At 72.7% G+C, this 23,839-nt stretch carries 25 protein-coding genes; 18 read left to right on the top strand and 7 right to left on the bottom strand.

Annotation, left to right across the window (positions count from 1 at the left end; translation table 11 throughout):
- The first annotated feature begins 31 nt into the window (after positions 1-31).
- Together O7631_RS29205 and O7631_RS33295 are read left to right on the top strand one after the other, a co-directional pair.
- Positions 32-1,789, top strand: coding sequence for an ATPase (locus O7631_RS29205; protein WP_278147214.1), 1,758 nt, complete (start codon positions 32-34; stop codon positions 1,787-1,789).
- 56 nt (positions 1,790-1,845) lie between these two features.
- The gene (locus O7631_RS33295; RefSeq protein WP_347403527.1) at positions 1,846-2,838 is read left to right on the top strand and encodes a DUF2567 domain-containing protein; all 993 of its coding nucleotides are present in this window, start codon (positions 1,846-1,848) and stop codon (positions 2,836-2,838) included.
- On the opposite strand, the gene O7631_RS29195 is transcribed toward O7631_RS33295, so the two are convergent.
- Positions 2,753-3,457, bottom strand: a complete 705-nt coding sequence (locus tag O7631_RS29195) for an LON peptidase substrate-binding domain-containing protein (RefSeq protein WP_278147213.1) — start codon at positions 3,455-3,457, stop codon at positions 2,753-2,755. The genes O7631_RS33295 and O7631_RS29195 overlap by 86 nt on opposite strands.
- A 106-nt stretch (positions 3,458-3,563) precedes the next feature.
- On the opposite strand from O7631_RS29195, the gene hisD reads away from it, so the two are divergent.
- The 12 genes from hisD (at position 3,564) to hisF (ending at position 11,712) form a co-directional block, all read left to right on the top strand.
- Entirely contained in the window at positions 3,564-4,886 is a 1,323-nt protein-coding gene (gene hisD, locus O7631_RS29190) for a histidinol dehydrogenase (RefSeq protein WP_278147211.1), read from the top strand.
- On the top strand, positions 4,883-5,956 hold the full coding sequence (locus O7631_RS29185; protein WP_278147210.1) for a histidinol-phosphate transaminase: 1,074 nt from the start codon (positions 4,883-4,885) through the stop codon (positions 5,954-5,956). The genes hisD and O7631_RS29185 overlap by 4 nt, the downstream gene beginning before the upstream one ends.
- On the top strand, positions 5,953-6,564 hold the full coding sequence (gene hisB, locus O7631_RS29180; RefSeq protein WP_278147209.1) for an imidazoleglycerol-phosphate dehydratase HisB: 612 nt from the start codon (positions 5,953-5,955) through the stop codon (positions 6,562-6,564). Before O7631_RS29185 ends, hisB begins: the two co-directional genes overlap by 4 nt.
- Positions 6,564-6,737 carry a hypothetical protein gene (locus O7631_RS29175; RefSeq protein ID WP_167524791.1) on the top strand — a complete coding sequence of 58 codons (174 nt, stop codon included), beginning with the start codon at positions 6,564-6,566 and terminating at the stop codon, positions 6,735-6,737. Before hisB ends, O7631_RS29175 begins: the two co-directional genes overlap by 1 nt.
- Positions 6,734-7,366: an imidazole glycerol phosphate synthase subunit HisH gene (hisH, locus tag O7631_RS29170; RefSeq protein WP_145779745.1), complete on the top strand. Its 633-nt coding sequence runs from the start codon at positions 6,734-6,736 to the stop codon at positions 7,364-7,366. Before O7631_RS29175 ends, hisH begins: the two co-directional genes overlap by 4 nt.
- A 36-nt stretch (positions 7,367-7,402) precedes the next feature.
- Positions 7,403-7,726 carry a hypothetical protein gene (locus O7631_RS29165; RefSeq protein WP_278147207.1) on the top strand — a complete coding sequence of 108 codons (324 nt, stop codon included), beginning with the start codon at positions 7,403-7,405 and terminating at the stop codon, positions 7,724-7,726.
- A gap of 14 nt (positions 7,727-7,740) precedes the next feature.
- Positions 7,741-8,466 carry a bifunctional 1-(5-phosphoribosyl)-5-((5-phosphoribosylamino)methylideneamino)imidazole-4-carboxamide isomerase/phosphoribosylanthranilate isomerase PriA gene (priA, locus tag O7631_RS29160; RefSeq protein ID WP_145779747.1) on the top strand — a complete coding sequence of 242 codons (726 nt, stop codon included), beginning with the start codon at positions 7,741-7,743 and terminating at the stop codon, positions 8,464-8,466.
- Positions 8,463-8,852: a RidA family protein gene (locus tag O7631_RS29155; RefSeq protein ID WP_145779748.1), complete on the top strand. Its 390-nt coding sequence runs from the start codon at positions 8,463-8,465 to the stop codon at positions 8,850-8,852. The genes priA and O7631_RS29155 overlap by 4 nt, the downstream gene beginning before the upstream one ends.
- A gap of 87 nt (positions 8,853-8,939) precedes the next feature.
- The gene (locus O7631_RS29150) at positions 8,940-9,386 is read left to right on the top strand and encodes a MarR family transcriptional regulator (protein ID WP_278147206.1); all 447 of its coding nucleotides are present in this window, start codon (positions 8,940-8,942) and stop codon (positions 9,384-9,386) included.
- Positions 9,387-9,391: 5 nt separating this feature from the next.
- The gene (locus tag O7631_RS29145; protein ID WP_145779750.1) at positions 9,392-9,823 is read left to right on the top strand and encodes an organic hydroperoxide resistance protein; all 432 of its coding nucleotides are present in this window, start codon (positions 9,392-9,394) and stop codon (positions 9,821-9,823) included.
- 49 nt (positions 9,824-9,872) lie between these two features.
- Positions 9,873-10,871: an NADP-dependent oxidoreductase gene (locus O7631_RS29140; protein WP_278147205.1), complete on the top strand. Its 999-nt coding sequence runs from the start codon at positions 9,873-9,875 to the stop codon at positions 10,869-10,871.
- 73 nt (positions 10,872-10,944) lie between these two features.
- Positions 10,945-11,712 (top strand): imidazole glycerol phosphate synthase subunit HisF, encoded by a 768-nt coding sequence (gene hisF / locus O7631_RS29135; protein ID WP_278147204.1) that lies wholly within the window; start codon positions 10,945-10,947, stop codon positions 11,710-11,712.
- 4 nt (positions 11,713-11,716) lie between these two features.
- Here hisF and O7631_RS29130 read toward each other — a convergent pair whose 3' ends face one another.
- Positions 11,717-12,178, bottom strand: a complete 462-nt coding sequence (locus O7631_RS29130; protein ID WP_145779753.1) for a hypothetical protein — start codon at positions 12,176-12,178, stop codon at positions 11,717-11,719.
- Positions 12,179-12,279: 101 nt separating this feature from the next.
- A complete protein-coding gene (locus O7631_RS29125) occupies positions 12,280-12,981 on the bottom strand; it encodes a hypothetical protein (protein ID WP_278147203.1) in 702 nt (233 codons plus the stop codon).
- Positions 12,982-13,040: 59 nt separating this feature from the next.
- Here O7631_RS29125 and O7631_RS29120 point away from each other — a divergent pair, with 59 nt between their 5' ends.
- On the top strand, positions 13,041-14,498 hold the full coding sequence (locus O7631_RS29120; RefSeq protein ID WP_278147202.1) for a PLP-dependent aminotransferase family protein: 1,458 nt from the start codon (positions 13,041-13,043) through the stop codon (positions 14,496-14,498).
- Positions 14,499-14,589: 91 nt separating this feature from the next.
- Here the strand turns inward: O7631_RS29120 and O7631_RS29115 are convergent, their stop codons facing one another.
- From O7631_RS29115 to O7631_RS29105, 3 genes are all read right to left on the bottom strand, one after another.
- Positions 14,590-16,416: a long-chain fatty acid--CoA ligase gene (locus O7631_RS29115; protein ID WP_278147201.1), complete on the bottom strand. Its 1,827-nt coding sequence runs from the start codon at positions 16,414-16,416 to the stop codon at positions 14,590-14,592.
- Positions 16,417-16,554: 138 nt separating this feature from the next.
- Positions 16,555-17,430 carry a terpene synthase gene (locus O7631_RS29110; RefSeq protein WP_278147200.1) on the bottom strand — a complete coding sequence of 292 codons (876 nt, stop codon included), beginning with the start codon at positions 17,428-17,430 and terminating at the stop codon, positions 16,555-16,557.
- A 199-nt stretch (positions 17,431-17,629) separates the two neighbouring features.
- Positions 17,630-18,259 carry a TIGR03085 family metal-binding protein gene (locus O7631_RS29105; RefSeq protein WP_278147199.1) on the bottom strand — a complete coding sequence of 210 codons (630 nt, stop codon included), beginning with the start codon at positions 18,257-18,259 and terminating at the stop codon, positions 17,630-17,632.
- Between the two features lie 173 nt (positions 18,260-18,432).
- Between O7631_RS29105 and O7631_RS29100 the strand changes: the two genes are divergently transcribed.
- The 3 genes from O7631_RS29100 to O7631_RS29090 all read left to right on the top strand — a co-directional run bounded on the left by O7631_RS29100 (position 18,433) and on the right by O7631_RS29090 (position 23,049).
- A complete protein-coding gene (locus tag O7631_RS29100; protein WP_278147197.1) occupies positions 18,433-20,316 on the top strand; it encodes an ABC transporter ATP-binding protein in 1,884 nt (627 codons plus the stop codon).
- Between the two features lie 114 nt (positions 20,317-20,430).
- Positions 20,431-22,212: an ABC transporter ATP-binding protein gene (locus tag O7631_RS29095; protein ID WP_278147196.1), complete on the top strand. Its 1,782-nt coding sequence runs from the start codon at positions 20,431-20,433 to the stop codon at positions 22,210-22,212.
- An 87-nt stretch (positions 22,213-22,299) separates the two neighbouring features.
- Positions 22,300-23,049, top strand: a complete 750-nt coding sequence (locus O7631_RS29090; RefSeq protein WP_278147195.1) for a DUF2470 domain-containing protein — start codon at positions 22,300-22,302, stop codon at positions 23,047-23,049.
- A 184-nt stretch (positions 23,050-23,233) separates the two neighbouring features.
- Here O7631_RS29090 and O7631_RS29085 read toward each other — a convergent pair whose 3' ends face one another.
- On the bottom strand, positions 23,234-23,830 hold the full coding sequence (locus O7631_RS29085) for a TetR family transcriptional regulator (protein WP_278147194.1): 597 nt from the start codon (positions 23,828-23,830) through the stop codon (positions 23,234-23,236).
- Positions 23,831-23,839 lie beyond the last annotated feature (9 nt).

Genomic DNA, 23,839 nt, shown 5'->3' with positions numbered 1-23,839 from the left:
GTTTGGTTCGTAGCCTGTCAGACGGAGATCGATGGCGCTGGGAGGGCGGGCCGTGGAGGGCAGTGAGACCGGCTGGGGCCGGCCGGCCGAACCAGCGCCGCGGTGGCGTGCGTTGTTGGACCGTGCCCGGCTGGGCGGTCGCGGCGCGGAGCAGACCGAGCCGGACCGGCGTGCCGACGACGCGCCACCTGACCCGCTGCCCCGGCGCGCGGCCCCCAACGGCTACGCGGGGCGGGCACCCGCCATCGGGCATCCAGCAGATCTGTCGTACGGCGCGGAGCCCGACTACCGGGCCGAGGCGACCTACCGCGTCGACCCCGCCTACCGGGCCGAGCCGGACTACCGCGCCGAGCCGGCGTACCGGTCGGACCCCGCGTACCGGTCGGAGCCGGACTACCGGTCGGACCCGGCGTACCGGGCCGAGCCGGGTTACCGGGCCGAGCCGGGTTACCGGCCGGAGCCCGACTATCGGGCCGAGCCGGCGTACCGGGCGGAGCCGACCTATCGCCCGGAGCCGGGCTTCCAGGCCGAGCAGGGCTTTGGGGCCGAGCCGGGTTACCGGGGTGAGCCGTACCGGGGGGAACCCGACTATCGGGCCGAGTCGGCGTACCGCGCCGAGTCGGGCTACCGGGCGGATCCGGGCCGTCGGGTCGAGCCGGCGTACCGGACCGAACCCGAGCCGCCGCCGGCTGTCCCCGACCCGGGTCCGTCGCGGTACGCGTTGCTGGACAACGGTTACCGGCCGGGCGACCAGCCGGTGGAGTCGCGGTACGCCCTGCTGGAGACCGGCTACCAGCCGGAGACCGGGTATCCGGTCGCCGTGCCGCAGCCCCCGCCGGTCGCAGCGCCACCGGCCGCGCCGATCGCACCACCGCCCATCGCACCGCCGGTCGCGCCCCCGCCGGTCGCGCAACCGGTCGGCTCGGCGGTCGTCGAGCGTTCCTACCCGGCCCGGATCGAGTGGCGCTCGCAGGGTGTCGACGAGCAGGAACGGGCCAACGGGGTGCTGCGGCGGGATCTGGGCACGCCCCGGGTGTTCGCCTTCGCCAACCCCAAGGGCGGGGTGCACAAGACCACCGCCACCGTGCTCGCCGCCGCCACCGTCGGCAGCGTGCGCGGGCAGGGCGTGCTGGCCTGGGACGACAACGAGCTGCGCGGCACCCTCGGTCTGCGCGCCGGCAGTGCCCGGCACGCCCGGACGATCCGGCACCTGGTCACCGACCTGGCCCAGATCGAGATCCTCGAAGGCGAGACCCTGCTGGGTCGGCTCGACGACTACCTGCGGCACGCCTCCGACGGTTCGTACGACGTGCTGGCCGGCGAGGAGAGCCCCCGCTTCGCCCAGCGACTGGACCAGTTCACCGTCCGGCGGGTGCTGGAGCTGCTGCGCCGCACCCACGACGTGGTCTGCGTCGACACCGGCAACAACGTGGAGAGCCCCAACTGGCGCACCGTGATGCAGGCCGCCGACCAGCTGGTGGTGACCACCGTGCCGCGGGAGGACGCGGCGTTCAGCGCGGACTGGATGCTCGACCTGCTGCACGAGGAGGGCATGGGCGAGCTGGCGGACAACGCCGTCACCCTCATCTCCTGCCCGACCCCGGGTCGCTCGCCGTTGCAGGACGACCTGGAACGGCACTTCGCGACCCGTACCCGTGGAGTGGCAGTGGTGCCCTACGACCCGGCGCTGGAGACCGGGGCGTCGATCGAGTACCACCAGCTCCAGCCGGAGACCCGGCAGGCGTGGTTGCGGGCGGCGGCGATGATGGTGGAGCCGTTCGCCCGGTGAGCTGGTCTGCCGCCACCGGAGCCCCGCCGCTCGACCGGGCCTGAGAGGATCATCGGGTGAGCCCGGACTACCCCGACCCCGCGCGGCCCGTCAACGAGCCCGACCGACCCGCGCCACCCCGCACGCCCGGCGCGACCTCGCCGGACGCCGAGCGGTCGACCGGGCCGCAGCTCGACGCTGAGCGGTCGCCCGGCGCGACCTCGCCGGACGCTGAGCGGTCGACCGGGCCGCAGCCGGAGGCCGGGTCGCAGCCGGAGGCCGGGTCGCAGCCGGAGGCCGGGTCGCAGCCCGGGGACCTGCCGCCGCCGAGGGCCGTGCCACCCCCGGAGGCCCAGCTGGCGACACCGCAGCACGGGTACGGTCCTGCCTCGGCGGCCTACGGGAGCCTGTTGGAGCTGACCTTCGACGAGCCGCGTCGTCCGCTGCGTACCGTGGCGACGGTGCTGGCCAGCGTGCTCGCCGTGGCCGTCCTGGGTGTGCCGTTGGGGCTGCTCTGGGCGGGGCTCGCGCCGGACACTCCGGTGCTCAAGACCGCCGAGGGGGCGATCTACGCCGACCCGCAACCGGAACAGCCGATCGCCGCCGACGGGTGGTTCAGTCTGCTCGGGCTGGCCTTCGGGTTGCTGGTGGCGCTCGCCCTGTGGTTCGCGCTGCGACGTCGGCGCGGCCCGGTCGGGCTGCTCGCCGCGGTGCTCGGCGCGTTGGCCGCCGCGCCGGTGGCCTGGCAGGTGGGACGGCGGATCGGCCTGGCCACCTTCGACCGGCTGCTGGACACCGCCCCGGCCGGGCAGGCCTTCACCAAACCCGCCGACCTGCGGGCCGGCGGGGTCGACTGGCTGCTCGGTGTCCTGCCCGTGCCGCACGGCAACCTGCTGTTGCCGGCGTTCGGCGCCGCGATCACGTACACGCTGCTGGCGGGCTGGTCGCGGTGGCCGGGCCTGCGGCCGGAGCCCGAGCCGGGGCTCAGTTGGGTGTCGGCGGGGACGCCAGTTCCGCCAACGGCACCGGAACCGCCCGCACCTGACGCAGCAGAGCCGCCTCGCGGTTGAGCAGCCGCAGCTCGGCGCGGAGCCGCGCGGCGGTGTCGTCGATGGCCAGCAGCCGCTGCCGGTCGTCGACGGTGAGCGCCGCGGTCGCCGCCACCAGATGGGACAACACGGTCGGATCCTCCGGCAGTTGCTCGGAGATCTCCTCCGGGTCGGGGCGGATCAGCCCCAGGTACTGCCGGAACACCGCGATCACCCGGGCGGCCAACAGGTCGGCGACCTCGTCGGGCCCGGAGGGATCGGGGAGCCACTCGACGTCCGCGGTCAGGTAGGGAGCGGCGGTCTCGTCGACCTCGGCGATCCGGAACCGGCGGCGGCCGACCGTGACGATGTCGAAACCACCGTCGGCCAGTTCGGTCACCTGCCGCAGCTCGGCGGTGCAGCCGACCTCGTGCAGGGTGACCTCGCCGACACCCGCCGTCGCCCGGGAGCCGGGACCGGCGGGCGCGACCTCCCAGCCCGCCTGGATGGCCACCACACCGAACTCGCGGGGAGCGCCCTCGGGCAGGTCGACGAGGTGTCGGACCAGCGCCCGGTAGCGCTCCTCGAAGATGTGCAGCGGCAGCACCAACCCGGGAAAGAGCACCGTTGCGAGCGGAAACACCGGCAGCCGTGCGGTCACATGGTCGAGCCTAACCAATCTCGCCCCGGTGGGCGTGGCCCGGCTCACCGTCCCGGCGTACGGGCGGCTGGGGTGCACCGTGGGCGGGCCGCCTAGACTCGCAAGGGTGCTGAACCGGATCGACCTGCGCAACGGTCTCGGAGACCCGCGCCGCCTGCTGCCCCGTGCCCAACTCGACGTGTCGGTCGCCGTCGAGCGGATCCGACCGCTGGTGGAGGCGGTCCGCGAGCATGGTTACCCGGCGATCCGGGAGGCCAGCGAGCGGTTCGACGGCATCTCCCCGGAGGTGCTGCGGGTGCCGGTCGAGGCGATCACCGAGGCCGAGGGGGTGCTCGACCCGAGCGTGCGCGCCGCCCTGCTGGAATCGATCAGCCGGGCCCGTCGGGTGCACGCCGACCAGCGGCGCACCGATCACACCACGCAGGTTGTGCACGGCGGCACTGTCACCGAGCGGTGGCTACCGGTCGACCGGGTCGGCCTCTACGTGCCCGGCGGCCTGGCGATGTACCCGTCGACGGTCGTGATGAACGTGGTGCCCGCGCAGGCGGCCGGGGTGCGGTCGCTGGTGGTGGTCAGCCCGCCGCAGAAGGACAACGGTGGTTTGCCCGACCCCCGGGTGCTCGCCGCGTGCGCGCTGCTCGGTGTCGACGAGGTGTACGCCGTCGGCGGGGCCCAGGCGGTGGCGATGCTGGCGTACGGCGCTGCTGTCGACCCGTTGGGTGAGCTGCGGTGCGACCCGGTCGACCTGATCACCGGCCCGGGCAACATCTGGGTGACCGCCGCCAAGCGGCTGCTGCGGGGCGTGGTCGGCATCGACGCCGAGGCCGGGCCGACCGAGATCGCCATCCTGGCCGACGACACCGCCGACCCGGCGCACGTGGCCGCCGACCTGATCAGTCAGGCCGAGCACGACCCGCTGGCCGCGAGCGTGCTGGTCACCCCGTCGCTGGCGCTTGTCGAGTCGGTCGAGCGGGAGTTGGCCCGGCAGGTGTCGGCGACCAAGCACGTCGAGCGGGTGACCACGGCGCTGACCGGCGAGCAGAGCGGCGTGGTGCTGGTCGACGATCTGGAGGCGGGGCTGCGGGTGGTCGACGCGTACGCGGCCGAGCACCTGGAGATCCAGACGGCCGACGCGCGGGAGTGGGCGCTTCGGGTGCGCAACGCCGGGGCGATCTTCGTGGGCGCCTGGTCGCCGGTGTCGCTCGGCGACTACTGCGCCGGGTCCAACCACGTGTTGCCGACCGGTGGTTGCGCCCGGCACTCCTCCGGGCTGTCGGTGCAGTCGTTCCTGCGCGGCGTCCACCTGATCGAGTACACCGAGGCGGCGCTGCGTGACGTGGCCCCGCACGTGGTCACCCTGGCGAACGTCGAGGACCTGCCGGCACACGGCCAGGCGGTGCAGGCGCGCTTCCCGGGAGCGTCGACGTGACGAGTCTTGATGACCTGCCGATCCGGGACGACCTGCGGGGGCTGTCGCCGTACGGGGCGCCGCAGCTGGACGTGCCGGTGCGGCTCAACACCAACGAAAACTCCTACCCGGTGCCGGAGCCGGTGGTCGAGGCGATCGGCAAGGCGCTCGCGGCCGAGCTGCGCGAGTTGAACCGCTACCCGGACCGGGACGCGGTGGCGCTCCGCGCCGACCTGGCCGAATATCTCGGGCACGGGCTCACCGTCGAGCAGGTGTGGGCGGCGAACGGCTCCAACGAGATCCAGCAGCAGCTGCTCCAGGCGTTCGGTGGGCCGGGGCGCACCGCCCTCGGCTTCGTTCCGGCGTACTCGATGCATCCGTTGCTGGCCCTCGGCACCGGCACCCGGTGGGTGCCCGCCGAGCGTGGCGTCGACTTCGGGTTGACCGTCGCGGAGGCGGTCGCCCAGGTCCGCGAGCACCAACCGGACGTGGTCTTCCTCTGCTCACCGAACAACCCCACCGGCACGGCACTGGACCCGGCCGTGATCGCCGCGGTGCTCGACGCCGCGCCGGGCATGGTGGTCGTCGACGAGGCGTACGCCGAGTTCGCCCGGCCCGGGACGGTCAGCGCCCTCGCGGTGCTGCCCGGCCACCCGCGGCTGGTGGTCAGCCGCACGATGAGCAAGGCGTTCGGTTTCGCCGGTGGGCGGCTGGGTTACCTGGCCGCCGATCCGGCGGTGGTGCAGGCGGTGCAGCTCGTCCGGCTGCCATACCATCTCTCCACGCTCACCCAGGCCGCCGCACGTGCGGCGGTGACCCACCGCGACGCCCTCCTCGGTACGGTGAGCGCGATCATGGAGCAGCGGGACCGGATCGTGGCGACGCTGCGGGGGCGCGGGTTGCGGGTCGCCGACAGCGACGCCAACTTCGTGCTCTTCCAGGTGGGCGGCGACCAGACCGTCGTCTGGAAGGCCCTGCTGGCCCAGGGAGTGCTGGTCCGGGACGTCGGTCTGCCCGGCTGGCTGCGGGTGACCGCAGGCACCGCCGCCGAGACCGATGCCTTCCTCACCGCAATGGAGACTGTGACATGAGTCGGACCGCCCGCGTGGAGCGGATCACCAAGGAGACCAAGGTCCTCGTCGAGATCGACCTCGACGGCACCGGAGCCGCCGAGATCAGCACCGGCGTGGGCTTCTACGACCACATGCTGCACCAGATCGCCCGGCACGGCGGCTTCGACCTGACCGTACGGACGGTGGGTGACCTGGAGATCGACGCGCACCACACCATCGAGGACACCGCGCTCGCCCTGGGCGCCGCGTTCGACGAGGCCCTGGGCGACAAGGCGGGCATCCGACGGTACGGTTCGGCGACCGTGCCGATGGACGAGGTGCTGGTCCGGGCGGCTGTGGACCTGTCCGGTCGGCCGTACGTGGTGCACGACGAGCCGGTGCTGGCCCCGTACATCGGGCCGGTCTACGCGACGAGCATGACCCGGCACATCTGGGAGTCCTTCGGGCAGGCGGCCCGGGTCACGCTGCACGTCGACGTGCTGCGGGCGGCCCGGCCGGGCGGCCACCCGGACGCCCACCACGTGGTGGAGGCGCAGTTCAAGGCGGTCTCCCGTGCGTTGCGCGAGGCGACCTCGATCGACCCCCGCGCGGCCGGTGCGATCCCCAGCACGAAGGGTGCGCTCTGATGGGTGCCGCGTTGCCGACGTTGTTGCTGATCCTGGCCGGGGTGTTGGTGGGTGGCGCCTGGTCGCTGTACCGCCAGGGCGCGTCGAAGGGCGTGGTGGGCATCACCGCGCTGCTCGCGGTGCTCGCCACTGTCGGTGGGGTGCTGTGGCTGTTGCCGGGGCAGGACGCATGAGCGCCGTGGTGGTGCTCGACTACGGCTCGGGCAACCTGCGCTCGGCGGAGCGGGCACTGGCTGCCGCCGGCGCGGACGTGCGGGTGACCGACGACCTGTCCGCCGCGGCCGCCGCCGATGGTCTGGTGGTGCCGGGGGTGGGCGCGTACGCGGCGTGCATGGCCGGGATCGAGGCGTTGGGCGCCGGCCCGGTCATCGCCGAGCGGGTGGCGGCCGGTCGGCCGGTGCTGGGGATCTGCGTGGGCATGCAGGTGCTCTTCGAGTACGGCGAGGAGCACGGTGTGGTGACCAAGGGGCTGGGGCTGCTGCCCGGTGGCGTGACCCGGTTGGCCGCCACGCGGTTGCCGCACATGGGCTGGAACACGGTGCGGGCGCCCGGGGAGTCGGTGCTCTTCGCCGGGTTGTCGGAGCAGAGCCGGTTCTACTTCGTCCACTCGTACGCCGTGGGTGACGCGGCGGCGCTGGCTGCCGCCGGTGCCACCGTGACCACCGCCCACCACGACGTCGACTTCGTCGCCGCGGTGGAGCGGGGTCCGCTGTCGGCGGCCCAGTTCCACCCGGAGAAGTCCGCCGACACCGGTGCCGCGCTGCTGCGCAACTGGCTCGCCACGCTGCCCAGCGGTGGTTGAGCGTCGTCGCCCGGTGCCCGGCGCGGGGGCGTCGCGGTGAGCCGGGAACGGGCCCGTCGGCGGGCCGAGCGGGAGGCGGAACAGGCCCGGGAGCGGGCTGTCCGGCAGCGGCAGGTCGCTCGCCGGCAGCGTCGTCGCGCGGTGGTCCGCCGGTTGACGCCGCAGCTGCGGCGGGGCCGTTCGGGCCGGCTGGCCCGGCACAGCCGTGGTGAGCGGGCCGCGATCGTGCTGCTCACCGGCGCGGCGCTGATTCTGATCTGGACGTTCGTCGACAATGTGGCGTTGCGTATCGCGCTGATCGTGCTGTTGCTGCTCGTACTGCCGGCGATCGTGGTGATCGCCCTGGACCGTCGTACCTGATCGAGGAGAAGACGTTGAGCCTGACCCTGTTACCCGCCGTGGATGTCGCCGACGGCCGGGCCGTCCGGCTCGTGCAGGGCGCCCTCGGAAGCGAGAGCGTCTACGGCGACCCGTTGGACGCGGCGCTGGCCTGGCAGCAGGACGGCGCGGAGTGGATCCACCTGGTCGACCTGGACGCGGCGTTCGGGCGGGGCACCAACGCGCACCTGCTCGCCGAGGTGGTGCGCCAGTTGGACGTGAAGGTGGAGCTGTCGGGCGGCATCCGCGACGACGAGTCGCTGCGTGCGGCGTTGGGCACCGGTGCGGCCCGGGTGAACATCGGCACCGCGGCTCTCGAGGACCCGGTCTGGTGCGATCGGGTGGTGGGGGAGTACGGCGACCGGGTGGCCATCGGGTTGGACGTGCGGGGCCAGACCCTGTCCGCGCGTGGGTGGACCCGGGACGGCGGTGACCTGTACGAGGTGCTGGAGCGGCTGGACAAGGCGGGCGCGAGCCGGTACGTCGTCACCGACATCACCAAGGACGGCACGATGCGCGGGCCGAACCTGGACCTGCTGCGCGAGGTGTGTGCTCGTACCGACCGCCCGGTGATCGCCTCCGGGGGTGTGTCCACGCTGGACGACCTGCGGGCGTTGGCGACCCTGGAGCCGGTCGGGGTGGAGGGCGTCATCGCCGGTAAGGCGCTCTACGCGGGTGCCTTCACGGTGGCCGAGGCGCTGCGGACGCTGGCCGAGGCGTGACTGTCACCCGGCTGGGGTCGGGTGGGCCGTGGGAGCAGAGTTACGGCTACTCCCGCGTGGTCCGGGCCGGTGACCGGGCCTGGACGGCCGGCTGCACGGCGACGGTGGACGGTCAGGTGGTGCACGTCGGTGACGCCGCCGCGCAGACCGCCCAGGCGCTGCGGATCGGGTTGGACGCGCTGGCCGAGGTGGGTGCGGAGCCGGGTGACGTGGTCCGGACCAGGCTGTACGTGACCGACCGGCTGCACGCCGACGAGGTGGGCCGGGCGCACAACGCGGTCTTCGGAGCGGTCCGGCCGGCGGCCACCCTGGTGGTGGTGGCCGGTTTGTTGGACCCGGAGCACCTGGTCGAGGTGGAGTTGGAGGCGTACCTCGGCGATCGCTGAGGTGCGCCCGGCCGAGTCGGCCGCGAGCCGAGTCGGCCGCCAGGCAATTAAGTTGTGCACAACTTAATTGTGGACTACGGTTCAACGGTGACCGATGACCTGGTGCTGCGCCGGCAGGTGTGCTTCGCGCTCTACACCGCGTCGCGCGCGCTGACCGACGTCTACCGGCCGATCCTCGACGAGTTCGGGCTGACCTACCCGCAGTACCTGGTGCTGCTGGTGCTCTGGGAGCGTCCCGACGACGCCCGCACGGTGTCCGAGCTGGGCACCGAGCTGCGACTGGACTCCGGCACCCTCTCTCCGCTGCTCAAGCGGCTGGAGGGGGCGGGGCTGGTGGCCCGACGACGGTCGGCCAGCGACGAGCGGCGGGTCGAGGTGGGCCTCACCGAGCAGGGCCGCGCCCTGCGCCAACAGGTCGACCACGTCCCGATGTGCATCGCCCAGGCCACCGGGCTGGGCATCACCGAGCTGGTCGCGCTGCGCGACACCCTCAACCAGGTCACCGACACCATCCACCGACAGAAGGAGCAGTGACCCTCATGCAGGTTCTCTACACCGCGTCAGCGACCGCCAGCGGCGACGGGCGGGACGGCCACGTCGAGACCTCCGACGGCACCCTCGCGCTCGACCTGGCCGTGCCGAAGGAGATGGGTGGCGCCGGCGGCGCGGCCAACCCCGAGCAGCTCTTCGCCGCCGGCTACGCGGCCTGCTTCCACGGCGCGCTGCGGGTCGTGGCCCGTCGGGCCAAGGCCGACGTGACCGGCTCCGTGGTCGCCGCCGAGGTGGGCATCGGCCCGAACGGCAGCGGCAGCTTCGGGCTCACCGTGCAGCTCGTCGTCGACCTGCCCGCCGTGCCCCGCGAGGCCGCCGAGCAGCTGGTCGAGCAGGCCCACCAGGTCTGCCCCTACTCGAACGCCACCCGCGGCAACATCGACGTCACGCTGACCGTCCGCGAGACCCTGGCCGCCTGACCACCGGCTCCTCAGGCACCTCACCGCGGACGAGAGGACGACCACCCCCGTGACCAGCAACCGTGAGATCCACCTGGCCAGCCGCCCCGTGGGCTGGCCCACCGACGACAATTTCCGACTCGTCGAGACCGAGGTCCCGACGCCGGGCCCGGGCCAGATCGTGGTCCGCAACCAGTACATGTCCGTCGACCCGTACATGCGGGGACGGATGAACGACGTCAAGTCGTACGTCGCGCCGTTCGCACTCGACGCGCCGCTCGACGGCGCCGCTATCGGCGAGGTGGTGGCCAGCGAGGCGGCGGACATCGCCGTCGGGGCCACCGTCCTGCACGGGCTGGGCTGGCGCGAGTACGCAGTGCTCGACGCCACCGCCGCCCGGCCGGTCGACCCGAACGTCGCCCCGGTCAGCGCGTACCTGAGCGTGCTGGGCATGACCGGGCTGACCGCGTACGCCGGGCTGCTGGAGGTGGCCGCGATGAAGCCCGGCGAGACGGTGTTCGTCTCCGCCGCGGCCGGCGCGGTCGGCAGCCTGGTCGGCCAGATCGCCAAGCTCAAGGGTGCCGGTCGGGTCGTCGGCAGCGCCGGGTCGCCGGCCAAGGTCGAGCGGCTGCGGGCGCTGGGCTTCGACGCGGCCTTCGACTACCACGACGGGCCGATCCGTGACTCGCTGCGGGCGGCCGCCCCGGACGGTGTCGACGTCTACTTCGACAACGTCGGCGGTGACCACCTGGAAGCGGCGATCTCGGTCATGAACCTGCACGGCCGAGCGGCCATCTGCGGCATGATCGCGCAGTACAACGCCACCGAACCGCCGGCCGCCCCGCGCAACCTGGCGCTGGTCATCGGCAAGCGGCTCACCCTGCGTGGCTTCCTGGTCAACGACCACAACGACGTGCGTTCGGCGTTCGTCAGTGACGTCGCCGGCTGGCTGCGCGAGGGCACCCTGTCCTACGACGAGACGATCGTGGACGGCATCGAGAACGCCCCGTCGGCGTTCCTCGGCGTCCTGCGCGGCGACAACCTGGGCAAGATGCTCGTCCGCGTGTGACGCGCACCTCTCCCACGGCGGTCGACCCGATGGGGTCGACCGCCGTGCCGCGCGCGGAGGATAGGCTCGCGGCATGACCGTGGCGGTACGGGTGATCCCCTGTCTGGACGTGGACGCCGGACGGGTGGTCAAGGGCGTCAACTTCCTCGACCTACGCGACGCCGGTGACCCCGTGGAGTTGGCCGCCGCGTACGACCGGGCCGGCGCGGACGAGCTGACCTTCCTCGATGTCACCGCGTCGTCGAACGACCGGGGCACCATGCTCGACGTGGTGCGCCGCACCGCCGAGTCGGTGTTCATCCCGCTGACCGTCGGCGGTGGGGTGCGGCAGGTTGCCGACGTGGACACGCTGCTGCGCGCCGGTGCGGACAAGGTGGGCGTGAACACCGCCGCGATCGCCCGTCCGGAGCTGATCGCCGAGATCGCCGACCGGTTCGGCCGGCAGGTGCTCGTGCTCTCCCTCGACGTACGACGGGCCCCGAACGGCGTGACCCCCAGCGGCTTCGAGGTCACCACTCACGGCGGCCGACGTGGCACCGGGATGGACGCCGTACGGTGGGCGGCCCGGAGCGCCGAGTTGGGCGCGGGGGAGATCCTGCTCAACTCGATGGACGCCGACGGCACCAAGGCCGGCTTCGACCTGGAGTTGATCGCCGCGGTGCGCGCGGTGGTGGACGTGCCGGTGGTCGCCAGTGGCGGTGCCGGCGAGGTGGCCCACTTTCCGCCCGCGATCGGCGCCGGGGCGGACGCGGTGCTCGCCGCCAGTGTCTTCCACTTCGGCGAACTGACGGTGGCCGAGGTCAAGGACGCGCTGCGCGACAGCGGGCACCCGGTGCGCTGACCCGTCAGTGCCCGCCGGAGTGGCCCTCCGGGGACCGGCGGGGCGTCGGGATGGAGCGGACCGCGTACTCCTGGACGGCCGCCGCGTGGTCGGCCTCGTCCAGGTTCCATTCGGCGCTGCCGGGAGCATGCCGGCGGGTCAGCACGCCCTGCACCGTGTCCACCATGGTCGCCACACCCGCCCGTGGGCGGGTACGCCAGAGCTGCTCACCCTCGGCGGTGATCCGGAACCAACCGTCGGCGACGCTGACCAGCCCAGCCCCGACCAGCCGCTGGACCGCGGCCTCCACCTCGTGACGCTGTGGGATCGCGTGGTTGAGGTGGTCGGCGGTGGACAGCACGTCGGTCAGACGGACACCTTCCGGCCGCCGACTTGTCGCCGACCGACGGTGCCGGCCGGCGCCGCTCGCGATGACCAACGAAACGAAGATCCAGGCGTCCGTCCAGCGCCAACCGTTCTCCCCCATGAAGAGATGATGACGGCGCGCGTCCCGGAAGGGAACACCCACCCTCCATCCAGCACTGTGGAGCACCACGGCGTACCGGTTCGCGGACGGTCGGTGAGGGCTCAGCCGGTGGGGGCGGCCGGTGCGGCACTACCGGCCGTGGGCGTGGCGTCGTCGGCCGCGGCCTCGTCGACTGCGGTGTCGTCGGCTGCGGCGGCTTCGGGTACGGCGAACAGCGGGATGAAGAGCTGGGCCAACGGACCGATGGCCAGCGCGTACGCGACGGTGCCCAGGCCGACGGTGCCGCCGAGCAACCAGCCCAGCGCCAGCACGGTGACCTCGATGGCCGTTCGCACCAGCCGGATCGACCAGCCGGGCCGGCGGGCCACGAAGCCGGTCATCAGCCCGTCGCGTGGGCCCGGGCCCAACCGGGCGCCGAGGTACATGCCGGTGGCGGCCCCGTTCGCGACGATACCGGTGACCAGCAGCGCGATCTGGACACTGAGCGGGCCACCGGAGGGCAGCACCGCCAGAGTGGCATCCACGACCAGGCCGATCACCACGACGTTGCTGACCGTGCCGAGGCCTGGGCGCTGTCGCAGCGGGATCCAGAGCAGCAGCACCAGCGCGCCGACGCCGATGGTGACGGTGCCGAACGAGAGCCCCGTCAACTCGGAGAGGCCCTGGTGGAAGACGTCCCACGGGTCGAGGCCCAGGTCGGAGCGGACCATCAGGGCCATGCTGACGCCATAGAGGCCGAGCCCGAGGTAGAGCTGGACCAGCCGCCGAACCGGCCGGTGCCGCAGATTGCCAAGCAATGCCATGCATGCCACCCTAGGTGCCAATAATCGTCGCGGAAGAAGCCAATATCGGGAGAGTGGCCATGACGGGTCAGGTGCGCGGGGTCCAATTGGCTCGTCTGCTCGGGCAATGGCATGCCCTCCCGGGTCGCCGACGCAGCCCCGACTACGCGGCCCTGGCCGGCGCGGTGCGCGGTCTGCTCGCCGACGGCCGCCTGCCGCTGGGCGTCCGCCTACCCGCCGAGCGGGAGTTGGCCGAGGCGCTGCGGATCAGCCGGACCACCGTCACCGCCGCGTACCGGCACCTGCGCGAGACCGGGCACCTGGCCAGCCGTCGGGGCGCGGGCAGCTGGACGATGCTGCCCGGCAACCACCGTGTCGCCAGCACCGGCCTGTGGACCCCGTTGGACGACCGGGACATGATCGACCTCGGCGCCGCCGCACCGGCCGCCCCACCGCAACTGCTGGACGCGGCCCGCGCCGCCGCCGAGGACCTGCCCCGCTACCTGGGCGGAGCCGGATACCACCCGACCGGCATCATCGAGCTACGCGAGGCGGTGGCCGCCGGGTACACCGCCCGTGGGCTGCCCACGTCGGCCGACCAGATCATGGTCACCAGCGGCACCCAGCACGCCCTGGACCTGGTGCTGCGGCTCGCCCTGGCCCCGGGCGGCAGTGTGCTGGTCGAGTCCCCGACCTATCCCAACGCGCTCGCCGCGCTGGCCGGGCGACGGGCCAGGATCACCACCCACGGCTTGGCCGCCGACGCCGACGGCTGGGATTCCGACCTGCTGCTGGGCAGCCTCCGGCAGACCCGGCCCAAGCTGGCCTACCTGATTCCGGAGTTCCAGAACCCGACCGGGCACCTGATGCCCGCCGCCCTGCGGGAGCGGGTGGTGGCCGCCGCCCACGCGGTCGGCACCGACCTGGTCGTCGACGAGTCCTTCGTGGACCTGCCACTGGACGGCACCGAGCTGCCACCCCCGGTCGCCGTCTACGACCGGCACAGTCGCGTGATCAGCATCGGCGGGATGAGCAAGCCCTACTGGGGTGGTCTGCGGATCGGCTGGGTCCGCGCCGCCGCGCCGCAGGTGCAGCGGCTGGCCGCCGTCCGGGTCGGGGTGGACATGGCCAGCCCGGTGCTGGACCAACTGGTGGCGGTGCACCTGCTCGCCCACGCCGACGCGATCGTCACCGACCGCCGCGTCACGTTGGCCGCCCAACGCGACGCGCTGCTCGACGCGTTGGCACAGCGGTTGCCGGACTGGCGGGTCACCGTGCCCCGAGGTGGCGTGACGCTCTGGGCCGAGTTGGACGGGCCGGTCTCCAGCGCGCTGGCCCGGGCCGCCGAGGAGGTCGGCGTACGACTGGCCCCCGGCCCCCGGTTCGGCCTGGACGGCACCCTGGAGCGGTTCCTGCGGCTGCCGTTCACCCTGCCCGCCGCGGACCTGGTGGAGGCGGTGGGGCGGATCGCCGCGGTCCGTTACGACCTGGACCGGGCCGGCCGTCAACGGTGGCGGGAGCCGGCCGTCATCGCCTGAGCCGTGCCGGCGAAGGCCGACCCTCCGGCAGAACAGCGACGAAAAGCCGATGGCCCGGCACCCGGGCGGGCGCGGGGCCATCGGCGACTCGTCAGAGCTCGGCGAGGGTGCCGGCGTACATCTCCTCGATCTGTGCCGCGAAGTTGCTCTCCACACCACGTCGCTTGATCTTCAACGACGGGGTGATCTCGCCGTCCTCGATCGTCAGGTCGCGCGGCAGGATGGCCACCTTCTTGATGGTCTCCCAGCGGTTGAGCTTCGCGTTGAGCTGGGCGACGTACTCCTCGACCATCGTCCTTGCCTCCGGCGAGGCGACGATCTCGGCGTAGCTGCGGCCCTCCAGCGGGCCACCGGCCGCCCAACCCTGGATCGCGTCCGGGTCCAGCGTGACCAGCATCGTGCAGAAGTTGCGGGCCTGACCGACGACGACCGCCTGCGAGGTGTACGGGCAGATGGCCTTGAACATCCCCTCGATGTGCGACGGCGCGATGTACTTGCCGCCCGAGGTCTTGACCAGGTCCTTCTTGCGGTCGGTGATCCGCAGGTAGCCCTGCTCGTCGAGGCTGCCGATGTCGCCGGTGCGGAAGAAGCCGTCCTCGGTGAACGCGGCGGCGGTCTCCTCCGGCAGGTTGTGGTAGCCGCGCATCACCGGCCGACCACGCACCAGGATCTCCCCGTCGCTGTCGATCCGGCACTCCAGGTCACCCATCGCCTGGCCCACGGTGCCGATCCGCAGCCCCGACGGCGGGTTGACGAAGTTGCCGGCGCTGGTCTCGGTCAGGCCGTAGCCCTCGGAGATCGGCAGGTTCGCCGCGGCGAAGAAGGTGGCGATCTCCGGGCTGAGTGGCGCGGCGCCGGACACCAGCACCCGCATCCGGCCGCCCAGTCGGGCCTGGAGCTTGCTGAACACCAGCTTCTCGGCCAGCCCGTAACGCAGCTTGAGCCCGCCCGGCACCGGCTTGCCGGCCTGTTCCAGGGCCACCTTCTCCTTGCCGACCTGGACGCCCCAGGCGAAGATCTTCGCCTTCGCGCCGCCCGCGCCCTGGGCGGTGGTCACCGCCCGGTTGTAGACCTTCTCGAACACCCGGGGCGCACCGCACATCAGCGTCGGGCGGATCACCGACAGCAGGTCGACCAGCTTCTCCACCCGACCGTCGACGTAGGTGGGCAGGCCGACGTGGATGGCGCCGCAGAGCAGCGTCTTGCCGAACGAGTGGGCCAGCGGCAGCCACAGGTACTGCAGGTCGTCGTCGCGCAGCAGCCCGACCTCGGCCTGCGCCACGGCCTCCCAGCACCAGCCGCCGTGCAGCAGCTCGACGCCCTTGGGTCGGCCGGTCGTCCCGGAGGTGTAGATCAGGGTGGCCAGGTGCTCCGGGCCGATGCCGGCCACGAGCATGTCGATCAGATCCGGCTCGGCGGCGAGCGCGCGCGTGCCCCGCTCCTCCAGCTCGGCGAGGGTCAACTGCGGAATCGCGGCGGTCGGGTCGACGGTGCCGTCGAGGAGCACCACGTGGGTCAGCGCGGGCAGGGTGGCGCCGGCGATCTTCGCCGCCTGGGTCGGGTTTTCCGCGAAGAGCACCTTCGACCCGGAGTCCGCGATGATGTACGTCGCGTCGGCCGGCTCGGTGGTCGGGTAGACGGTCGTGGTCGCGCCGCCGGCACACATGATGCCGAGGTCGGCGATCACCCAGTCCAGCCGGGTGTTGGCGAGGATCGCGACCGGGTCCTCCTGGCCGACGCCCAGGCCGTGCAGGCCGGCGGCGACCGCCTTGGCGCGCTGGCCGACCTGCTCCCAGGTCAGCCAGGCAGGCCCCGCGTCGTCGGGGGTCGGGGACGCAAACGCGTTCCGGTCGGGGGTGGCCGCCACGCGCTTGAGGAACATGTCCGGGATGGAGCGGTACGGTACATCGAGAGCCATCGCTGTAGCCGCCTTCGGGGGTGGTGGCGTGACGGGCGTCACGTCATAATGGTTACCGAAGAGTATTGCCTGCCACCGTGCATCGGCTAGCCCTGGTGATCGTCTAGCCGTCCCAACCCGCCGACCGGTACGGCGGAATCAGGCGTATCGGTCAGCCACGACTGACCAGTCGTAGGTGGCCCGGACCCAGTTCCGGCGGGCGGCCAGCGCGAGGTGCACCTCGTCGTTCCCGCTGGACAGCAGCGCCTCCTCGGCGTCCAGGTACTCCGCCAGGCCCTGGTTGAACCGGTTCGCCGCGGCACGCAGCGCGGCCGGCTCGTCCGCGTCGCTGTCCTGGGCGATCACCGTCACCAGGTTGTGCGCGTCCGGGTCGGCCCGGCTCTCCTTGCCGTAGGAGAAGAGGTCGTTGCACCAGCAGACCAGGTCCACGGCCAGCAGATCCAGGGCGAGCAGCCCCGGGTTGGCGCGTTGGGCCGACCCCGGGGGGCGCGCCGAGGCCAGGTCGGTCAGCGTGAGGCAGGGATGTACGCCGCCGATGTGCCGGCGCAGTTGGACGTACTCCGCCACGTCGGGCACGCGCCGGCGCTCCCGGTTGGTCGCCTCCCAGAGCAACGCCAGCAGGTACTCCCGCATCTGGCTGACGAACCGCAGCAGCAGAGCCGCGTGGTCGTGCAGTCGGATCCGGCGGCACAGGTCGTGCAGCGCGTCACCGAGCGGCCCGACGGCGGGCGGTAGGACGTCCGGGTCGCCGTACCGGTCCAGCACGTCGAGCAGGGTGCTGATCGCCGGACCCAGCCGGACCGGGTCGGCGCCGAGGCCGTCCTCGTCGCACGCGTCGTCCATCACGAAGAGCCAACTGATCAGGTCGGTGAGCAGTCGTAGCCCGTCGATCGAACCGTCCGGGCAGGCGCGCCCGGACAGGCCGGCGGCGTCGGCTCGTTGCAGTCGGTGCACACGTTGGCTGGAATCGACCAGCCCGAACGTGCGCGCCCACTCCACGCTCTCGCTCGCCACCTGCTCCGTGGCGCCGTGGCGCCCCGTGGGAAACGGGGGCTCCCGCAGCGCCGAAATCGCGAAACTCCGCACAGTGCGCCCCCACTTCGTGCCGCCCGGCGCGGAGCGGCGCGGTGAAGCGTACGGGAGGAGGTATCTGCATGTTTCGCTGGGTGTGGGGAAGTCCACACCTTTTTCGTGTGCGTTTGTGCGCAGACGGTTACATGCCCAGGCTGGCGGTGCGAAGCCGTCGCGCGGCCTCCGTGGGACCATCCAGTTGGACCCGGGCCACCCGCTGGCGACCGGAGAGGAACAGCACGAGCTCCGCCGGAGGCCCGACCACCCGCAGCGGCTCGCCCCCTCGGCCGACGGACAGCTCACCGTGCCCGGGCGCCTGCACGTAGAGGTCCGCCGGGAAGCGGCGCAGGGCCAACCGCGCCATCGGGGCGGCCCGCTTCCAGAGCGCGCCCTGCAGACCGGCGGGCAGGTCACGCGGCTGCCATCCGGAGCCGGCCCGGCGGACGTCCTCGTGATGGATGAAGAACTCCATCAGGTTGGCCAGCTCGTCGGTCAGTGGATTGCTGATCGGGCTCCACAGCGGCGGACGACGTACCTGCGCCACCAGGTCGGGATAGGGCCGCGCGGCGAGGTGCCGGCGGACCCGCTCGGCGTAGCCGCGCAGCGGCGGCAGCACGAGCCCTCCGGCCGCGTCCGGACGACGCTCCCGGAGCACCAGGTGGGCGGCGAGGTCACGGGTCGCCCAGCCCTCGTTGATCGTCGGGGCGTCCGGCCCGAGGGCCAGGAGGAGATCGGCCAGCGCCTCGCGCTCGGCTTGGGCGTACCGCGGCATGGCCCGATCGTAGGCCCGCCGGCCCGCCGGCGCGCGACGGCGGCGGGCGGGGACGAAGCCCGCCGCCGCCGTCGTTCGCTACGTGATGGTCGACATATCCGGTCGGGGTCGGCGGTGCTGGCCCGGACCGGTAAGGATGAGGGAGATAATTGACGCTTACGGCGGGGGAGAGCGTGGCGAGCAGGACAAGTCGGGACGTGCTCAGTCGAGGGCTGGGCGTCCTGCGGCAGGCCATTCGCGAGCAGCCACGGATCTTCACCGTGGCGGTCGTCGGCAGCGTGCTCTTCGGCGGGATGATCATCATCAGCGCGCGGGTGGTCGGGACGGTCATCGGCGAGGTGGCGCTCCCGGCCATCGAACGCGGTGAGGTCGGCGTGGGCACGCTCGCGCTGGCCGCGACGGCGTTGTTCGGGATCAGCGTGCTGCGGGTGGCCGGCATCGTCGGTCGCCGGCTCGGGGCCGGCTACATGCAGTACCGCCTCCAGGCCTCCTACCGACGTCGGGTCACCCGCCGGTACCTGGAGCTGCCGCTGTCCTGGCACCACCGCAACTCCACCGGCACACTGCTGTCCAACGCCAACTCGGACGTGGAGGCGGCGTGGTACCCGATCGCGCCGCTGCCCTTCGCCGTCGGCACGCTCGTCATGCTGGTCGGCGCGATCGTGTCGCTCTTCGCCACCGACTGGGCGCTCGCACTGGTCGGCCTCGCGGTCTTTCCCGCGCTGTTCGCCCTCAACGTCGTCTACTCCCGCCGGATGGCGCCCCGGCAGGCTCGGGCCCAACGGCTGCGCGCCGAGGTCAGCGGCATCGCCCACGAGAGCTTCGACGGCGCCCTGGTGGTCAAGACGATGGGCCGCGAGGCGCAGGAGACCGCCCGGTTCGCCGGCCGCGCCGGCGAACTGCGCGACTCGTTGATCGCCGTCGGTCGGCTGCGCGGCATCTTCGACCCGCTGTTGGAGACCCTGCCCAGCCTCGGCACCCTCGCCGTGCTGGTGGTCGGGGCGTTCCGGCTGCGCCAGGGCGCGGTCAGCGTGACCGAGCTGGTCAGCGTGGCCTTCCTCTTCACCGTGCTGGCCTTCCCGGTGCGGGCCATCGGTTGGGTCCTGGCCGAGCTGCCGCGCAGCGTCGCCGGCTGGGACCGGGTCCGCCGGGTGCTCGACGCCACCGGCGAGATGCCGTACGGGCAGCGCGTGCTCGACCCGGCCGGCTCCGGCCCGGCCACCCTCACCTTCAGCGACGTGCACTTCTCCTACCCGCCGGCGGAGGCACACCAGCCCGGCGCGCAGGTCCTCGGCGAGGTCGGCTTCACCGTGCCGGCCGGTCGGACGGTGGCTCTGGTCGGGCCGACCGGCGCCGGCAAGTCCACCATCGCCTCGCTGGCCGTGCGCCTCGTCGACCCGGACACCGGCGTCGTCACCCTGGACGGGGTGGACGTGCGCGAGCTGACCGCCGCGTCGCTGGCCGGCACAGTGGCACTGGTCGCCCAGGTGCCGTTCGTCTTCGACGACACGGTGCGCGCCAACATCGCGCTGGACCGGCCCGGCATCGACGACGAGGCCGTCTGGGCGGCCCTGCGGCTCGCCGAGGCGGACGGCTTCGTCGCGGCGCTGCCCGACGGCCTGGACACCATGGTCGGCGAGCGGGGCACCTCGCTCTCCGGCGGGCAGCGGCAGCGTCTCACCCTGGCCCGCGCTCTGGCCGGTCGCCCGCGCCTGCTGGTGCTCGACGACGCGACGAGCGCGGTGGACCCGCGGGTGGAGGCGGCCATCCTGGCCGGGCTGCGGTCCTCGACGGCCGAGCCGGGTGTGCCGGTAGCGTCGATCCTGGTGGTGGCGTACCGACGGGCCACCATCGCGCTCGCCGACGAGGTCATCTACGTGGAGCAGGGGCGGGTGGTTGCCCGGGGCACGCACAACGAGTTGCTGGCCACCGTGCCCGGCTACGTCGACCTGGTGACGGCGTACGAGCAGGCCGAGGTCGAACGCGCACAGGAGAGTCCGTACGGCGACGATGTCGCGCCGCTGCCCTCGGGCCTGGAAATCGAGGTGGACCGGTGAGCGCGAGGAGTGCAGCGAAGCGGAGCCCCGCAGTCGCGAACGAAAGGCCGGTTCGGTGAGCGCGAGGAGTGCAGCGAAGCGGAGCCCCGCAGTCGCGAACGAAAGGCCGGTTCGGTGACGACTTCTACGGAGGCGGGCGGCACGCGGGAGGAGACGACCTGGCAGACCCTGCGTCGAGGTCTGGCGCTGTCGCCGGAGCTGCGGACCGGTCTGGCCGGCACGTTGGCCCTCGCGTTGGTCTACATGGTCGGTCGGGTGGCCGTGCCGGTCGCCGTCCAGCAGGGCATCGACCGCGGCATCGTCGGCGGTCTGAATCTGGGCGTGCTCTGGTCGGTCGTGGGGATCACCGCGGCGATCCTGGCGATCACGACGGTCTGCGGTTACCTGATGATGCGCCGGTTGTTCACGGTGAGCGAGACGGCGTTGGCGAACGTACGGACGCGAGCGTTCCGGCACGTGCACGACCTGTCGATGTTGCACCAGCAGTCGGAACGGCGCGGGTCGTTGGTGTCGCGGGTGACCAGTGACGTCGACCAGATCACCCAGTTCCTCCAGTGGGGTGGTGTGATCCTGCTGGTCAACCTTGGTCAGCTGGTGGTCACGACCGCCGTGATGCTGGCGTACTCCTGGCAGTTGACTCTTGTGGTGTTGGCCGCGTTCCTGCCGGCGGTGTTCGTGATCCGGCAGTTGCAGCGCCGGCTCGCGACGGCGTACGCGACGGTGCGGCAGCGCACCGGCACGTTGCTCGGTGCGATCGGCGAGAGCGTGGTGGGTGCGCCGGTGATCCGGGCGTACGGCATAGCGGGGCGCACCGAGCGGCGGTTGGACGAGGCGATCGACGGGCAGCGGGTGGCGCAGCAGCGGGCGATCCGGATCAGCATCGTGGGCAGTTCGGTGGGTGAGCTGGCGGCGGGGCTGGCGTTGGCCGGTGTGGTGGTGCTCGGCGTGGCGCTGGGGGTGGGCGGCACGTTGTCGATCGGTCAGTTGACGGCGTTCCTGTTCCTGGTGACGCTCTTCATCCAGCCGGTGCAGATCGCCACCGAGGTTCTCAACGAGGCGCAGAACGCGATTGCGGGCTGGCGTCGGGTGCTGGACGTGTTGGATGTCGCCCCGGATGTGGCGGACCCGGGGGAGCAGGGGCGGGAGTTGCCGGGTGGGCCGTTGGACATCCGTTTCGCGGGTGTGCGGTTCGCCTATCCGGGTGGTCCGCCGGTGCTGCACGACATCGATCTGGAGATCCCGGCCAAGAGTCGGGTGGCGGTGGTCGGCGAGACGGGCAGCGGCAAGACCACGTTCGCGAAGTTGTTGACCCGGCTGATGGACCCGTCGGCCGGGGCGGTGCTGTTGTCCGGTGTGCCGCTGGCGGAGGTGCGGTTCGACTCGCTGCGGTCCCGGGTGGTGATGGTGCCGCAGGACGGGTTCCTGTTCGACGCGACGGTGGGGGACAACGTCCGGTTCGCCCGGCCGGAGCTGACCGACGAGCAGTTGGGTGTCGCCTTCACGGAGCTGGGCCTGTCGGACTGGTTGGAGGGTCTGCCGGCGGGCCTGGACACGCCGGTCGGTGAGCGGGGTGAGGCGCTCAGCGTCGGGGAGCGGCAGTTGGTCGCGTTGGCCCGCGCGTACGTGGCCGATCCGGACCTGTTGGTGCTGGACGAGGCGACCAGCGCTGTGGATCCGGCGACCGAGGTGCGGTTGCAGCGCACCCTCGACGCGGTCACCCGGGGGCGGACCACTCTCGCCATCGCTCACCGGCTCTCCACCGCGCAGGCGGCCGACGAGGTGATCGTGGTGGATCGGGGTCGGGTGGTGCAGCGGGGTCCGCACGACGAGCTGGTGCGTGATGCCGACTCGGTCTACGGCCTGCTCTACGCCTCCTGGCTGGAGCAGACCCGGTGACGTGGTGTTCCGGTGTGGTGGACGCCGGAGGTCAGGTGCTCTAAGCTCCGGCTTAGGTAAGCCTAACCTTCGAAGGAGGTCGCGCCCATGCGGCCCAACCCCGCCGAGATCGTCCGTACCCTCGTCGCCGGCCGCCTGCCCGGTCTCGTCCACCTGGCCCACCGGCCCGGCCCGCACCACGCCCGGCATGTGACGGACCCGGACGGACGGGTGCTGCTGCTGGTGCCGGTGGCCAGTCACCTGGCCGCCTCCCTGCAACCGGGCGCCGGGGGCGACGACGTGGCGGTGGTCCTCGACGTGCTCGACCTGCCGCCGGCCGCCGGCGCACCCGGTCTGGGTCGGGCGTGGGTGTCCGGTTGGGCGGCCGAGCTGCACGGCGACGAGGCCCGCCACGCGGCTGTCGACTTCGCGGCGGTGGAGCCGACCGGTGACCTCCTCGACCTGGGCACCCGCTTCCGGCTGTTCCGCTTCGAGGTGGTCGAGGTCCGCTGGGAGCGGGCCGGCGTCGTGCGCCGGGTCGACCCGGTGGAGTACGCCGAGGCGGAGCCGGACCCGGTGCACCCGGTCGAGGCACGGCTGCTGGCCGACCTCGCCGCGGACGACAGCGCGCGGGTCACCGAGTACCTGCGTCGACAGCTCGGGTTGACCGAGCAGGCCCCGGACGGGGCGCCCCGGGTGGTGCGCATCGACCGCTACGGGCTGGTGGTCGCCCTCGGCCGGCCGGGGGCCCGGCGTCGGGTCCGGTTGGCCTTCCCGGGCCCGGTGGCCGATCCGGCCGACCTGCCGAGGCTGCTGCCGCCGTTGCGGCTCCCGGCCGGTGCCCGCCCGCCGCGCTGACCGGGCTGTCGTACCCGCCTGCCGCGCTGACCCGGGCGCGTCGGCGCGCGTTCGGCCTTGATCCACTCGGGTTCGCCGATGTGGGGGTGTCCCTGGCACTCGGATACCGCGAGTTCGCCGAACCGGAGTGGATCACGGTGGCGGGGACGTCGCAGGCCAGGAGGGTCGGGAAAGTGCTCGGCTCTCAGGCCGGCAGCGGCCCGGTGAGGTAGCGCTGGATCGTCGGGCCGACCGCCGCGACCAGGGTCTCCGGGGCCGCCGACGCGACCGGCTCCAGGCGCACCACGTACCGCATCATCGCCAGGCCGATCATCTGGGTGGCCACCAGCGAACCGCGCAGCGGCAGTTGGGCCGGGTCGACGTCGAGATGTTCGAGCACCCGGCGCAGGATCTGGGTGGTGACGAACTCGCGCAGCAGCCGGGCGGTCCACTCGTTGCTCACCGCGGAACGCAGCAGCGCCTGTGCGGCGGTGCCGGCGGGCGAGTCCCAGACGCCGAGGAAGGTGCGCACCAGGCGCTCACCGGCGCCGTCGGGGTCACCGGCGAGCACCGTCGGCACCACTTGGGCGGGGTCGACCGGGATGTTCATCGCGGTGAGGAAGAGCTGGTCCTTGCTGCCGAAGTAGTGGTGCACCAGGGCGGGGTCGACACCTGCCGTGCCGGCGATGGCGCGGATGGACGCGGAGTCGAAGCCACGCTCCGCGAACGTCGTGCGCGCGGCGTCGAGGATCGCCTCCCGGGTGTCCGGGTTGCCGGGTCGCCGGCCAGTTCGCCGCGTCATCGCCGCCCT

The sequence above is a fragment of the Micromonospora sp. WMMD967 genome, assembly GCF_029626165.1.
Taxonomy (GTDB): domain Bacteria; phylum Actinomycetota; class Actinomycetes; order Mycobacteriales; family Micromonosporaceae; genus Micromonospora; species Micromonospora taraxaci.
This window is presented reverse-complemented; position numbering and strand designations above follow the sequence as displayed.